Origin of the sequence: Clostridium lapidicellarium (assembly GCF_041224415.1) — a bacterium.
GTDB lineage: Bacteria > Bacillota > Clostridia > Clostridiales > Clostridiaceae > Clostridium_B > Clostridium_B lapidicellarium.
Window position 1 is genome coordinate 53,817 of sequence record NZ_JBGFFE010000005.1, and the last position, 14,997, is coordinate 68,813.

Annotated in this window: 14 protein-coding genes and 1 other annotated feature (1 of these 15 cut by a window edge); of the genes, 4 read left to right on the forward strand and 10 right to left on the reverse strand. The window is 37.7% G+C overall.

Annotated features, from left to right (window positions below; all coding sequences use genetic code 11):
• Positions 1-33, reverse strand: a binding site (T-box leader) (it extends 165 nt beyond the left edge of the window).
• A 165-nt stretch (positions 34-198) separates the two neighbouring features.
• The 8 genes from AB8S09_RS05445 to AB8S09_RS05480 all read right to left on the reverse strand — a co-directional run bounded on the left by AB8S09_RS05445 (position 199) and on the right by AB8S09_RS05480 (position 8,226).
• Positions 199-1,962, reverse strand: coding sequence for a methyl-accepting chemotaxis protein (locus AB8S09_RS05445; RefSeq protein ID WP_369868626.1), 1,764 nt, complete (start codon positions 1,960-1,962; stop codon positions 199-201).
• Positions 1,963-2,211: 249 nt separating this feature from the next.
• Entirely contained in the window at positions 2,212-2,547 is a 336-nt protein-coding gene (locus AB8S09_RS05450) for a YqfO family protein (protein ID WP_294181910.1), read from the reverse strand.
• 38 nt (positions 2,548-2,585) lie between these two features.
• On the reverse strand, positions 2,586-3,470 hold the full coding sequence (locus AB8S09_RS05455; protein WP_369868667.1) for an NAD(P)-dependent oxidoreductase: 885 nt from the start codon (positions 3,468-3,470) through the stop codon (positions 2,586-2,588).
• Between the two features lie 27 nt (positions 3,471-3,497).
• The gene (locus AB8S09_RS05460) at positions 3,498-4,367 is read right to left on the reverse strand and encodes a DUF1002 domain-containing protein (protein WP_294181908.1); all 870 of its coding nucleotides are present in this window, start codon (positions 4,365-4,367) and stop codon (positions 3,498-3,500) included.
• A 196-nt stretch (positions 4,368-4,563) separates the two neighbouring features.
• Positions 4,564-5,184, reverse strand: coding sequence for a DUF3793 family protein (locus AB8S09_RS05465; RefSeq protein WP_294181906.1), 621 nt, complete (start codon positions 5,182-5,184; stop codon positions 4,564-4,566).
• Positions 5,174-5,605 (reverse strand): flavodoxin, encoded by a 432-nt coding sequence (locus AB8S09_RS05470; RefSeq protein ID WP_294181904.1) that lies wholly within the window; start codon positions 5,603-5,605, stop codon positions 5,174-5,176. The genes AB8S09_RS05465 and AB8S09_RS05470 overlap by 11 nt, the downstream gene beginning before the upstream one ends.
• Positions 5,606-5,720: 115 nt before the next feature.
• Positions 5,721-6,884: a transglutaminase domain-containing protein gene (locus AB8S09_RS05475; RefSeq protein WP_294181902.1), complete on the reverse strand. Its 1,164-nt coding sequence runs from the start codon at positions 6,882-6,884 to the stop codon at positions 5,721-5,723.
• 88 nt (positions 6,885-6,972) lie between these two features.
• Positions 6,973-8,226 (reverse strand): replication-associated recombination protein A, encoded by a 1,254-nt coding sequence (locus AB8S09_RS05480; protein ID WP_369868627.1) that lies wholly within the window; start codon positions 8,224-8,226, stop codon positions 6,973-6,975.
• 152 nt (positions 8,227-8,378) lie between these two features.
• Here AB8S09_RS05480 and AB8S09_RS05485 point away from each other — a divergent pair, with 152 nt between their 5' ends.
• The 3 genes from AB8S09_RS05485 to AB8S09_RS05495 all read left to right on the forward strand — a co-directional run bounded on the left by AB8S09_RS05485 (position 8,379) and on the right by AB8S09_RS05495 (position 10,918).
• Entirely contained in the window at positions 8,379-9,332 is a 954-nt protein-coding gene (locus tag AB8S09_RS05485) for an NAD(P)-dependent oxidoreductase (protein ID WP_369868628.1), read from the forward strand.
• Positions 9,333-9,422: 90 nt separating this feature from the next.
• Positions 9,423-10,175, forward strand: coding sequence for a TSUP family transporter (locus AB8S09_RS05490; protein WP_369868668.1), 753 nt, complete (start codon positions 9,423-9,425; stop codon positions 10,173-10,175).
• A 173-nt stretch (positions 10,176-10,348) separates the two neighbouring features.
• On the forward strand, positions 10,349-10,918 hold the full coding sequence (locus AB8S09_RS05495) for a xanthine phosphoribosyltransferase (RefSeq protein ID WP_369868629.1): 570 nt from the start codon (positions 10,349-10,351) through the stop codon (positions 10,916-10,918).
• A 29-nt stretch (positions 10,919-10,947) separates the two neighbouring features.
• Here AB8S09_RS05495 and AB8S09_RS05500 read toward each other — a convergent pair whose 3' ends face one another.
• The gene (locus AB8S09_RS05500) at positions 10,948-12,783 is read right to left on the reverse strand and encodes an ABC transporter ATP-binding protein (protein ID WP_369868630.1); all 1,836 of its coding nucleotides are present in this window, start codon (positions 12,781-12,783) and stop codon (positions 10,948-10,950) included.
• Positions 12,780-14,492, reverse strand: a complete 1,713-nt coding sequence (locus AB8S09_RS05505; protein WP_369868669.1) for an ABC transporter ATP-binding protein — start codon at positions 14,490-14,492, stop codon at positions 12,780-12,782. The genes AB8S09_RS05500 and AB8S09_RS05505 overlap by 4 nt, the downstream gene beginning before the upstream one ends.
• Positions 14,493-14,607: 115 nt before the next feature.
• On the opposite strand from AB8S09_RS05505, the gene AB8S09_RS05510 reads away from it, so the two are divergent.
• A complete protein-coding gene (locus AB8S09_RS05510; protein WP_294181889.1) occupies positions 14,608-14,994 on the forward strand; it encodes a hypothetical protein in 387 nt (128 codons plus the stop codon).
• Positions 14,995-14,997: the final 3 nt, after the last annotated feature.

A 14,997-nucleotide genomic window follows, 5' to 3' on the forward strand; every position in this document is an offset into this window, starting at 1 on the left:
GACATGTTTACTATTCCTTATCTCAGTTTTTATATCAACTTTAAATTATCATTAAGTATAATATAGATTATTTTCAATGTCAATACATATTTAAAATTTTTTTATTTATAAAGAAAATTTGCCCATCATTTCCTTCAAAGCTCTTGAGGACTGATCCAGTTCCTTTACTAGATCTTTNCATATTTAAAATTTTTTTATTTATAAAGAAAATTTGCCCATCATTTCCTTCAAAGCTCTTGAGGACTGATCCAGTTCCTTTACTAGATCTTTTACACTTCCCATTTTTTGTTTTACTTCCGATGTCGAAGCAGTTACTTCTTCCGAAGAAGCCGATATTTCCTCAGTTACAGAAAGTATTGAATCCATGGATGAATTCACCACATCCTTGTTCTTATATACTTCGTTTATTTTATCCACATTTTTCTCAATTGTCTTCGGTATACCTTCTATAAATTCAACTACATTATCCAAAATCCGTTTTGTCCTGTTTATGGTGTCTACCTGCGACCTGGCAATTTTCCCGTAAGCTTCCATGTCATTTGCCGAGATATTCACAGTATCTGTAAGATCCTCTATGAGCGAATTGATCTGCTTAACGGAATCAGAAGTCTGGTTGGAAAGTTCTTTGATCTGCTCTGCAACCACGGCAAATCCTCTGCCTGCTTCTCCCGCCCTGGCTGATTCTATGGAAGCATTCAGTGAAAGCAGGTTTATCTCATTTGATATTTCTTCTATGGTGCCCACTATGCCCACTATATCACTGGACTTTTTTATCAACTGTTTTATGTTGCTATTTGTCTTCCGGGCCGCATCAATATTTTGTGAGCTCTTGTTCCCCAGTTCTGTGAGTACATCTACAATATTTGAATTCAGCTTGCCTGCATTTGAAGCTCTGCTTTTCATATCTATGCCGCTTTTTTTCACTTCGTCTATATTTTTTGATAAAATATCCATATTATCAACACTATTTTGCATATCCTTTGCCGAGTCATTTATGGCAGAGGAAACCTCTTCCACAGCCTCCTTTATCCCGTCGGAATTCTCAAAAGCAGTAGTAGTGGATGAAGTTATAAGTGCAGTCCTTTCATCTATATCGTCAGACAGTTTCTTTATATTTGCCAGCAGCCCCCGTATCTCATCTATCATATTATTAAATGTCCTGCCTATATAACCTATCTCGTCCGTGCCGGTAACATCGACTTTCACAGACATATCTCCCTTTGCCGCCATGCCCATGGAGTTCACTATCTCACTTAACGGATTTACCTTTTTCTTCATGAGTTTCATTATATACAATATGGAAATCAATATAATAGCTGCAGATATTCCGATTATCACAGCCAAAACCTTATATACGGGTCTGTAAAAATCTTCATCGTAACATCCCACATTTATGTACCAGTCCCAGGGCTGAAAATATGCCACTGCATTTACCTTGGGGCGTTCATGGAACTCCCCCGGATTTTTCCAATTAAAATGAATTATTCCTCCATTTTTAGGATTTCTGGCCTCATTAATCACAAGCTGCATTAAATTGTTGCCGTCCGAATCCTTCACCTTTGAAATATCCTCTCCTTCCTTATAAGGGTGCATCGTTTCTATACCCTTGCTGTTTATGGCATACATGTACGCCTGTACGTCCAGTTCAAGTTTTGAATTCAGCCCTCTCGTCTTTCCGCCGGATTTCTTCGGGTTAAGCATCTCGCTTCTAAATACTTCCTGTGCATCAGCCCTTGTAATTTTGCCTTTCTTAACTTGATTTTCCAGACCATTCATCATGGCAAGTCCCATTTGCACTTTATTTTTTATGGCAGTCTGTCCCAATGTAGTCAATGCACTTTTTGCACTAAAAAAAGAAATAAATCCTATCAGAACTACAGAAAAAACAATCAGTAGAAAAAACTGCAAATAGGATTTTAAAAAACTCCTGCCCAATTCATTGTATTTTAATTTTTTTCTCATAAATACACCCCTCTGCATAAGTTCAAATTTTACAGTAACATATGTCTGACAATATCTATCTTTTAATAATAGATATTTTTACAGATCATATGTTATCATAAAATTTACTAAAAATCAAAGTTATGCATAAAGTGGTTTTTATGTCCATGGGGAAAACTTATCCAGGCGCGCAGCAGCGCTTATCTCCCGCTTTGAGAAGCTGGGAGTATTAGCACTGGCAGCGTTCGGATAAATGTCCATATTATAACTTCACATAGATGTGAAATTGCTGAGGGGAATTATATTTATAACAGGCTCCTCATAAGGATGTACGTCTTTTATGGTTTCCACAGCTCTTTTCACAATGCCGCCTTTACAGCAAAATTCCATTTTACATTCCATTTCCCTGCTAACCTCTCCTACATTTCCCAGAAAAGGTTTTGCACCCTTTAGAGGACGCCAGCATCCCATGACTTTGGAAACAGACATACAATTGTCATAATTTCCCCCAATACTGAGAGCTCCAATGGAATTAAGCCTCTCCCGAAGTCTGTCAACATAATTTTCCGGTATAAATGTCTCTATTTTAAACACCTTATAGTTCACCAGATCCCACCTCCACATAGTTTTAATAAAACACAAGATCAGTATCTGCTTATCAACTCATACAGTACCTGGGTTCCGCAGTTTCCCTTTCCCTCTTTTTCCAACAAATCATAGAGAGATTTTGCAAGTTTTAATGCCGGTGTATTCAATTGCATACTGCGTGCTTCCTCCAGAGCTATGTTCATGTCCTTTATAAAATGCTTTACATAAAAACCCGGTTTAAAATCTCCATCTATCATCCTTGGAGTAAGGTTGCTCAAGGACCAGCTTCCTGCAGCCCCGGTCTCTATGCTCTCAAGGACCCTTTTGGGATCCAATCCGGCTTTTTCTGCATAGGCAAGCATTTCACATACTCCCATCATATTTCCCGCTATGGCTATCTGGTTGCACATCTTTGTATGCTGCCCCGAGCCGGCTTTTCCCTGCCAGACTATATTTTTCCCTATAAGTTTGAAAACAGGAAGTACCTCTTCAAATACTTTCCTGTCGCCTCCAGCCATAATAGACAGGGTTCCATCTCTTGCACCTATATCACCTCCTGAAACGGGGGCATCCAGTGAATATATACCCCTCTTTTTGGCTTCATCATATATCTTCTCTGCAAGAGAAGGTTTGGATGTAGTCATATCCACTATTATACCGCCTTTTTTCATATTCTCAATTATTCCACATTCTCCAAAATAAATTTCTTCCACATCTCCCGGATATCCTACCATGGAAATAACAAGATCCGAATTCACGGCAATATCCGCCGGGCTGTCCTTCCATTTTGCCCCTTTTGCAACCAGGCTGTCACTCTTTGATTTTGTCCTGTTATATACGAGCAAATCATAACCAGCTTTTAAAATATTAGAAGCCATGCTGTTTCCCATCACTCCTAATCCAATAAATCCTATAACTGGTTTTTCTGTCTTCACAATAATTCCCCCTCTGTGATCCTGTACTCTATATCAAAAAAGATTTGAGAAAAACTCTTTAATTGCATTTGCTATTTTCTGAAAAAATCCCTGGGTTTCGCTGCTAGACAAGCTTCCTTTAAGCTGATCCGCCACGCCTCCAAGCTGTCCCTTTATATCGTTGAAATTTAGATTCAGCCCATTTATTTTCGTCATAAGTGTAGTTATCTTATCAATATCTCCTGTACTTAAATTTAAATTATAATTATTTGTCACATTTTCAACTATTTTTCTAACTCCCTCTTCTGTGCTGGGTTTTTCTTTCACCACTTGAGTTTTTATATCATTTATAAGACCGGCAGCTTTGTCTTTTCCTATTTTGTCTCCAAGATCTCCTGTAGTCATGAGCTCGTCATTGGCAGCCTGCTTCTTGGCTTCATCGATTTTATTTCCGCTGCCGCTGTTTTCAAATCCCTTCAAAATTCCCGTGAGGGCTGCAGTGCCCGATACATTGAAAGGTGCAGAAACTTTTACATTGGCATTTTTCACACCTGCAGTTATAAGTGCATTCTTTATCATGCTGCTGCTTACCCAGTATATATTATTGGTACTCACATTCAGTCCACCGCTCGATGTCGGCTCTACATAAGAACTGGATATGGACTTCGTACCTATCTGCTGGCTGGTTGCGATATTTCCCAGATATTTTCTCTCTTCATCTATATTCACTTCTATTACATTTGCATCCTGTCTGGTAACTCCAAAATATTTAAGCATATCCTCTTTCTGGTCATTTGTAAGATCTCCCCCCAGAGTTACAACTTTATAGGCATCCGCATAAACCCTGGAGCTTCCAAAAGATGCAGATAATGCTAGAACCATAATTGCAATGATAAACTTGCTAAAAATCGTTTTAAACTTCATAATTCAAAACTCCTTTTCCAAATGGAATATATTTAAAATACATATCACTATATTATAATATACTATATTTATTAACAAAATAAGTATAAAATTATAAATAAAATATAAAACTTGTGGAAAAAGAATTTAATAGACTGCTTTCCCACACATTGAGTAAAAATCTGCCGCACAATGAGCTGTGCGGCAGTAAACTTCGCTAAAACCGGGAACAAGAAGAAAGCATTTCTACAGCTTTAGCAATGCCTATATTTTTTTCAATCAACTTCATAAAATCATGTTTTGACTTGTCATAGTTTTTAAAGATTCTCAATGCATATTCCCGATTATTATAAACTTTCCAGTACCCACAGCATATACATTCTTTCCTGTCCTTACATATAAAATCCTTGACGTCCTGAAGAGGTATACCAAGAAAAATACCCATCTCATGGGGACAGAAATTATAATAATATCTATCTTTAAGCAATCCCAAACTATCTTTTAGAGACATATCCCTGGAATAACCAAATTTATTCAAAAAGTCAGAATTGGCTTTACTGGATAAAACTCTGGACAGAAATATCTCGTTGTAAAATAAAAGTATTGATGAACTATCTGTCCTGAAAATCTCAAATACTTCTAAATTTATGTTTTTTATATATTCCTTTCCATATTTGCACCAAAGATCATACATGTTCTTGTATTTATTGGACACATTGATCAAAGTTGCCGGTTTGTATCCGGAAAGAGTGGGAGATATACTGTAAGTTATAAGTGTCATCATATATTTTTTATCGTCTTTTTCATAGATAAATGTCCTGAAACCATTATCCTTCATCCATTATTTGCCTTCCAAAATTTCTGCAGTCCTCTTCTGTCTCTCCTTCCGGTGCCTCCTGGACAATCAGCCCCTCATTAAGTACATTTGCACCGTAATCTTCCATTCTCTTGACCCAATTTCTCATCCATTCTCCATCTCCCCAGCCGTAAGAACCAAACAATCCCACTTTTTTCCCGGATACACAGGAAGATATGGATTCAACAAAAGGATCCATTTCTTCTTCTTCAATCACCTCAGTTCCCATGGCGGGGGATCCAAATAAAACTATATCTGCATCTTCAACATCTTTTTCAGAAGCCTCAGCAACATTCAATACGCTGACATCGGCCCCTTTTCCCCCGGCACCTTCCGCTATCAGATTGGCCATGGCCTTCGTGTTGCCCGTTCCGCTCCAATAAATAATATTCACCTTACTCATTTTGGTCACCTCATATCTAAATAATAATGATAATCATTTTCATTTATATCATATTATTATTTTCTCAACTTGTCAATAAGTTAATATAAAATAAGGGCCATCAAAAAAATGGCTCTTATTTTGAAATAATATTGCCAAAACTATAATCATTACTATTGCATCTAGGATATTTTGAAGTATCCCATATATGGCTTCGTGCCATTTTACTATCTGTTACATTGAAATAGGAATGAGAAATTATATGGGAACCGTCACCCATAATTGGATCGTCCCAGGTAGAATCAAGATGATAATACTCACCCTGGATCTTTACTATATTCCAGGCATGATCCACCCATCCGGATCCTCCATTCGCCTTTCCAGTCACCATTCTGCATTCTATACCCGCTGCCGTAAGAAGCCTGTCCATTGCATCTGCATATCCTTCGCAGACACCAACTCCCTTTATCAAAACGCCATAAGACGTATAGGAATCGTTGGGAACATCTGTACTGTTATCATAATTTGCATTCCTGACCACATAATCATGAAGGGCAAGCTCCTTTTGATAATCCTTCATACTTGGATTTGTAACATTTTTCACTATCTCATCGACTTTGTTCTGGATTTCATTATCCTTTTCTATGAGGTTCTGCTTGGTATCGCTGTAGTTAAAATTAATAATCATCTTCACGGGGCCGCTGCCCTGAAGATTTGCCTCTGCACTTAAATACCAATCGCGCAGGTTGGGATTGTCATAGAGCACATCATTTATTACATTTAAATCATAAGTGTCTCTATTGTAATTTTCTATGTTCAGGACCAGTTTGCTCTTATAATTTGCCAGAGCATTTTTCAGTGCGCTATAATATTGATCATAATTCTCAATAGGAATTTCATCTTGAGAAGAATCCCCATCTATCGTAAAATTATATTTTACACCTTGTTTTAACTGCTTCCCGGAAGTGGATTTTAAAGCATCATCTACCACAAGTACATAATTTTTACCAGTAACATATGAATTCTCGGGAGAAACCTTTACCGAATTAGAACCTGAATTCTCAATTTTAATCTCAACAGGCTGATTATTATCCAGTTCATATACCTTGATAGAACCCTTAATTGAATTTACATCTACATTTTTATTAAAGGTTACAGTCCATGTCTTGTTTTCATTCACATTGGCTATGGATCCGTTGTTCCAAACCTTATAATTTTCCGCCGCATAGCAATTGTTTCCCACAGACAACAGCAAAAGTACTATCAGAGTCAGCAAACTTTTATATAATTTTTTTACCATAGTATCTCTTTAAACACCCCCCGGTCCCATCAAGTATCAACAATTTAAGTATATATAGCTTCCTTAAATTATTCAAATGGCAAATTTTCTATTTATGGGCCTTTTTAACGGAGTTCCAATATTTTTCGATACTTTTTTCATATTTATTGCACTGAGCAGTATAATATTTCCTCCCTCTTAACTCTTTGGGCATATATTCCTGATTCACATAATTGTTGTGATAGTCGTGAGGATATTTATAACCTTTTACACCAAGTTTGCTTGATCCGGCATAATGGGCATCTTTCAAGTGATCCGGCACATCGCCCACGCTCCTGTGTTTAAGATCATCAATGGCGGCATCTACAGCCAGATATGCGCTATTCGACTTAGGCAAAGTGGCCAGATATATTACAATTTCAGAAAGTATTATCCTGGCTTCAGGAAATCCAACTTTTAAAGCAAGTTCCAAACCCGAATTGACTACTGAAAGGGCATTGGGATATGCCAATCCAACATCTTCCGCAGCAATTACCGATAATCTGCGGGCTACGGCCAGCATATTGCCGCTGTTTATCAGTCTGGCCAGATAATGAACAGATGCATCCGGGTCGCTTCCCCTGATGCTCTTCTGCAGGGCACTTAAAACATTGTAAAATTCATCACCGCTGGAATCCGCACGCATATGTGACTGCTTCAGGCTTTCAACATATTCTACAGATATAACCTTTTTTTCTTCAAGCTGGGAATTAACTGCCAGCTCCAGTATGTTATAGGCCTTCCTGTAATCTCCCTGAGAAATTTCCGCTATATATTTTAAAGCATTACCGGGGCATTCAATATTCATATTATTTTCAGCCAATCTATTCAGCGATCTTTTAAGTCCGGTTACTATCTCATCTACGGACAGCGGCAAAAACTTAAATATGTCACACCTGCTCAAAACAGCCTTGTGTATGGCAAAATACGGATTTTCAGTAGTACTTGCTATCAAAGTTATTTTTCCATTTTCAATAAATTCCAGCAGAGACTGCTGCTGCCTCTTGTTGAAATACTGCAGCTCATCTATGTATATGACAATTCCCTTATAATTAAGCAAAGTACCCAAGCTTGAAATAATATTTTGTATATCCTTTAAAGATGCCGTTGTGGCATTGAGCTTGTAAAATTTTTTGTCCATATAATTTGCCATAATATTGGCCAGCGTCGTTTTACCGGTCCCCGGAGGACCATAGAGTATGCAATTTGGTATCATTTTCTTAATTATCAGGTTATACAGCGGTTTGCCTTTACCCAATATCTGACTTTGTCCAATAAAATCATCCAGTGAATCCGGTCTCATCAATTCTGCTAATGGTTTCATAATCTCACCCCTCAAAATATCAAGCATATAATGTTTTAATTATATACTTATAAAACCAGAATTCAACAGCAGGTTCAAATGGGGTTTGACAGCAATTTTCACAAAAGTTATACTAAATTTAGAATATTCGGCAACATGGGAAGGGGATTATTATGAAAAACACTGTATTTTTAAATTTAAAAAAAATAAACTTCGACGGTAAAATCAATTTTTCAAAACTAAATAAATTTACCAAGGTCAAATTGTATGACAGAAGCGACAAATATGAAATTCTGGAGAGGGTTAAAGAACAAAATATTGTAGTGACCAAAGAACTTCCTTTAAGCAGCGATCTAATAGATAAATTTCCATCTTCTGTAGAGCTCATATGTGAAGCCGGCACAGGCTACAACAATATAGACATAAAAGCTGCCCGCAAAAAGAATATCCTTGTTTGCAACGTACCAGGTTATAGTACAGATGCAGTAGCACAGCTTGCCATAACTTTCATGTTGAATTTATGCTCATCTCTAATACTGCAGCAGACAATGCTCAGAAAGGGTGATTTCAGCAATTTCACCGATGATCTTCATGTACCTCATGCAGAGATAAAAGGTAAAACCCTTGGTATAATTGGAGCTGGTGCCATAGGCCAGCGCGTTATAAAAACAGCCTTGGCTCTGGGTATGAAGATTCTAGTCTACAATAGAAGTATCAAACCAATTTCCAACGTAAAATTTGTATCATTAGACGAGCTTCTGTCAAAGAGCGACTTCGTATCGATTCACTGTCCTCTTACAAAAGACACAAAACACCTTATCAACAGAGATAAATTCAATCTCATGAAATCAACTTCATTCATTATAAACACCGCAAGGGGAGCCATAATAGATGAAAAAAATCTGATAGAGGCACTGCAAAACGGGACAATCGCAGGGGCCGCCCTTGACGTCCAGGAAAAAGAACCTTTTGATATAGACAATCCTCTTTTTTCCATGAAAAACGTTATATTGACTCCACATATAGGCTGTAAATGCATCGAGGCAAGGCAGAGATTGGTGGATCTCCTTGGTAATAACATTGAAGCCTTTATAAACAAGAGTCCCATAAATCTAGTGAACAGCTAAGTCTGTCCACTAGATTTATTTTAAGTTGATCTTTGAAGCGTCCAGTTCTATAATTTACAATATATGTTTCTATAGGCGGTGTTATTTATGATGACAGAAATTGCATTACTGTGTGTTGCGGCATTTTTTGCTGCATTTGTGGACTCCATAGCAGGAGGCGGAGGACTTATAAGCCTTCCGGCCTTTATGATAACAGGTATTTCTCCCCACATGGCACTGGGTACAAATAAATTCTCGTCAACCTGCGCTTCTTTTACCAGTTCAATAAAGTTTGCACAGTCCGGCAAGGTGGATTTCAAAATATTAAAGTTTCTACTCCCGTTTACTTTGGTTGGAGCTGTGATGGGTACGCATACTATGTTAAAGATCAATGCAGGATACCTAAACAGCATAGTTATGGTACTCCTTCTCTTTGTAAGCATATACAGTGTATTTTCCAAAAATGTAGGCATGGAGGACAAATTTAAAGTATTGAAGAAGAAATCCATCTTTCTCGGTATTTTACTGGCATTTTCACTGGGATTTTACGATGGTTTTTTCGGTCCTGGTACAGGTTCCTTTTTAATATTCGGACTCATATATATTTTCAATTTTGACTTTGTCCGCTCCGGCGGAAATTCAAAGGTATTGAATTTTACCAGCAACATAACATCCCTGTCAGTATTTTTAATCAACGGACAAATTGATTACAGGCTCGGAATACCTGCGGCCATTTCCATGATCATAGGCTCAAGACTGGGAGCCAGTACAGCCATTTTAAAAGGTTCAAAACTCATAAGACCGATATTCATAACAATATCTCTGTGTCTTTCCGTAAAAATATTTTACGGTATTGTAAAATAAACTGCTGCACAAATTCAATTGTGCAGCAGACCTGTTTTTTCATAAAATATTGTTTACAGGTATATTATATTCCTAAATCATATATTTTCCAATATTGACACCAGTCGAAGTTATAAATTAATATTATTGTATAACAGTTGAAAATACAAAATAATTATATAAGGTGGTAAAAAATGGATTCATTAAAAAGAAGAATTGTAAAAGATGGAATTGTAGTTGATAAAAATATATTAAAAGTAGATTCCTTTTTAAATCATCAGGTTGATTTAAACTTGATGTACGAAATAGGCACTTATTTTAAAAATTATTTTGAGGAATATAAACCCACAAAAATATTTACGATTGAAAGTTCCGGAATTGCACCGGCATCTATGACGGCACTTCAAATGAAGCTCCCGATGGTAATATTAAAAAAGAAAACTTCAAAAATTTTAAATGACAACATATATCAGACTGTAATACACTCTTTTACCAAATCTGTGGATTACAACCTAACTTTATCTAAAAAATACATCAGCACCGGGGACAGAATTTTAATCATAGATGATTTCTTGGCAAAGGGAGAGGCCGCATCAGGAGCTATACGCCTGGTTGAATCCGCCGGGGCCAAAGTTTCGGGTATAGGCATAGTTATTGAGAAATCCTTTCAACCCGGAAGAAAGCTGCTGGAATCAAAAGGGTATAAGATCTATTCCCTGGCCAGAATCAGAAGCTTAGAACATGGACAGATAAAATTCTGTTAAATCAAAAATACAAAAGGGATGGTGAATTTTCACTTACCGTTTTCCGGAACCATTTGAGCACAATACATGTCATAATATATTCCCCTTTTATCCATCAGATCCTCATGGTTCCCAAATTCAACTATCCTGCCATTATCTATTACCATTATAATATCTGAATACTTTGTAGTACTGAGCCTGTGGGCAATAATAAAACTGGTCCTGTTTTCCATAAGTTTGAACATGGCTTTCTGGATTTTAATTTCAGTCCTTGTATCTATATTGCTGGTAGCCTCATCCAAGATGAGTATGGAAGGATTGGAAAGTACAGTTCTTGCTATGGATATTATCTGCCTTTCACCCTGGCTCAGATTTCCTCCTCCCTCTTGAATCACGGTATCATATCCCATGGGGAGCTTTTCAATAAACTGATCTGCCCCTACCGATTTTGCAATTTCCCTAACTTTAGAATAATCGGCGTCAAGATTGCCATACTTAATATTTTCAAATATGGTACCCGTAAAAAGATAGGTATCCTGAAGAACTATTCCAAAGCATTTTCTAAGACTGTCCCTGGTATAATTTCTTATGTCCACGCCATCTATGAAAATCTCACCGCTGGATACGTCATAAAACCTGTTGAGCAAGTTCACGATAGTAGTTTTACCTGCCCCGGTAGGTCCAACCAATGCGACACTTGTACCTGGTCTTATCTCAAAATTTACGTTTTTCAATACTTCCACATCTTTTCTGTATCCGAAGCACACATTTTTAAAAACAATATTCCCTCTGGCACTTTCAAGTACCTTAGCACCGGGTATATCCTCCGACTCCTCCGTCTCGTCCAGTATTTCAAATACCCTTTCAGCACCTGCAACCGCCGACTGGAGTGTATTGAATATACTGGCTATACTGTTTAAAGGACGTGTGAACTGCCTTGAATAGTTTAAAAAACTGGCTATGGTACCAACAGTTATGATATCCTTCACGGCCAGAACTCCACCGACTCCAGCTACTGCAGCAAATCCTATATTGTTTATAACGTTCATAAGAGGCATTAAAAATCCGGACAAGATCTGAGCTTTAAGTCCTATTTTGCACAATTTTCGGTTCATCACATTAAATTCATCTATAATCTTCCCTTCATGGTTAAAAGCCTTTACCACCTGAAGTCCGGATATGGATTCCTCTATATGTCCATTTAATATTCCAAGTTCCGTCTGCTGATCTTTAAACAATTTGTTCGTACTCCCCGCTATACTTCTGGTAAGTAAAAACACCATTGGAACTACAATGAGGGTTACGAGCGTCAAAAGAGGGCTTAAAACAAGCATCATTATAAAGGATCCAAGCACTGTCACAGCTGATGACATAAGGTGTGTAGTTGACTGGGATATGGTAGAGCTAACATTTTCTATATCGTTGGTAAGCCTACTCATTATTTCCCCGTGGGTATTTTTATCAAAAAAAGATATGGGGAGTTTCTGCAGTTTGTTGAACAAATTTTCTCTAAGCCTTACTATTATTCTCTGGGCTGTGCCGGCCATAAGCCAGCTTTGAAAAAAAGTCAGTATCCCATCTACTATATACGTAAGTAAAAGCAGGATAACCATTATGGACAGCAGGCTAAAATCGGCCCTTACTTTCAATCCGGATATGGCATCAATTGATTTTCCTATTAGATAAGGTCCTAAAAAAGATACTACAGAATCCAATATTATAAATACAAAAATTATGATTAAAAGTCTTCTTTCACTGCCAAAATATTTCCACAGCCTAAATAAAGTTTTTTTGAAATTTTTGGGTTTTTCAACCGGTCTGATGCTGCCCCTTCCCTTCACACCTCTCCTGCCGCCTATGGGGACCCTGACATTGCCATTCATCATGATTTCCCCCTTCTTCCAACCTGGGATAAGAATATATCCCTATATACCTGACAATCTTTCATAAGTTCTCTGTGTTTTCCCATGCCTGCCAATTTGCCATTCTCCATAACAATTATCCTGTCTGCAGACATGACGGAAGCTATTTTCTGTGCAATTACTATACAGGTGAGGTGATCCGAATACTTTCCCAATTTTTTTCTGATCCTTGATTCTGTAGAGGCATCTACCGCACTGGTACAATCGTCAAGAATCAGTAATTCGGGCTTTTTTACAAGTGCCCTGGCTATAGAAATTCTCTGTTTCTGACCTCCCGAAAGATTTACCCCTCCCTGGCCAAGCTTGGTATCGTATTTTTCCGGAAACTCTGAAATAAATCCATCTGCCTCCGCAGCCCGGGCGGCTTCTTCAATTTCTTCAAGAGAGGCATTTTCATCTCCCCACTTTATATTTTCAAGTATACTTCCCGTAAACAGCAATGTTTTCTGGGGCACAAGAGCTATTTTATCCCTCAATACCTTTTTATCCATGTATCTTATATCCAGACCATCAATCCTAATAGTTCCGCAGGTGGGGTCGTAAAACCTCGGAATCAAACTTACCAGAGTGCTTTTGCCCGAACCCGTCGACCCTATTATCCCAAGTGTCTCCCCCGGAGTACATGTAAAGCTGACATTTTGAACAACCCGGTGATTATCGTCATAGGCAAAACTCACATTTTCAAATCTTATCTCTCCTATTTTATCGAGGCCCAATCCAGATCCGCCGGGGCTGGAACTGTTTTCCTCTTCAAACACCTCAGAGATCCTGCTGGCAGAAGCCTTGGATTTTACAAATGTGTTAAAAACCGAAGATATGATCATAATTGAGTACAGTATCTGTGTCATATAGTTTGTAAATGCAATTATCTGCCCAACTTTCATAGTACCCCTGCTTACATATATTCCCCCAATCCAGAGCACGGATACTATTCCCGCATTTATGGCAAAATTTATGCCCGGGGAAAATATGGACATAACCTGCATTGCCCTGGTGGATAAATTGCCAAGTTCTTCATTGAAACCTTCAAACCTTTTATTTTCATAATCCGAGCGGTTAAATGCCTTTACTACCCTCACCCCTGACAGGTATTCCCTCATTACGGAATTCACCTTATCCAAGGCCTGCTGCACTCTCATAAAATATGGATACCCTATATGCATGTTTAAAAATATAAGTACCCCCACAACCGATATTGCAATAAAAATTATCACTGAAAGACGGAGGTTCAGCCTGGATGCCATAATTATACTTCCTACACACAAAATAGGTGCCTTTACGGCTATCCTCATAAGGCTGTTTACAAAGTTCTGAATCTGAGTTACATCATTGGTAAGCCGTGTTATAAGCGAGCTCCTTTCAAATTTATCAATACTTTTGAAAGAAAAACTCTGTACCTTTCTAAATAAATCCTCCCTGAGATCTGCGCTGAAATTCTGTGATACAGTTCCCGACAATATGTTTCTCCCGGAAGCCCCAATGGCACCAACAGCAGTAATGCCGAGCATTACAAGCCCCTTCTTAACTATATAATTTATATCTCTGTACGCTACACCTACATCCACTATGCTGGACATTATAGTGGGCTGCATAAGATCGCACAGTGCCTCCACCGTAAGACATATTATTGCAAGGGAAAACCCCTTCCAGTATCTATCTACATATTTTCTCATGAATTTCAAGCAAACACACCCCTATGAATCACAAAATTATGTTATTATAATATTACTATATCATATAACACTGGTATAATAACTATATAAAACCTAATTTACAGGAGTGATATATTTGAATAAATATTTAAATAAAATTCTCTATTATTTCAGGGACAGCTATGGAATTGATAAACTTTCAACCCATCTTTACATAGCTGGATTCATATTTTCCCTATTTAGGTACAGTGCCACTTTTGGCTTTGTCTGCATAATATATTCTACATGGAGGTGTCTTTCAAGAAACAAGTACAGGAGGTACAAAGAACTTCAGGCTTATGAAAATTTTATATCACCTCTTGTCAGGCGGGTTAAAACACACAAAAACTTATTTGACAACAGCAGGTACTATAAAATATTCAGATGCCCAAATTGTTCTCAAAAAATGAGGGTCCCGCGGCATAAGGGAAAAATAACTATAACCTGTAGAAAATGCGGAACCACTTTTAAGAGAAGATCATAGACA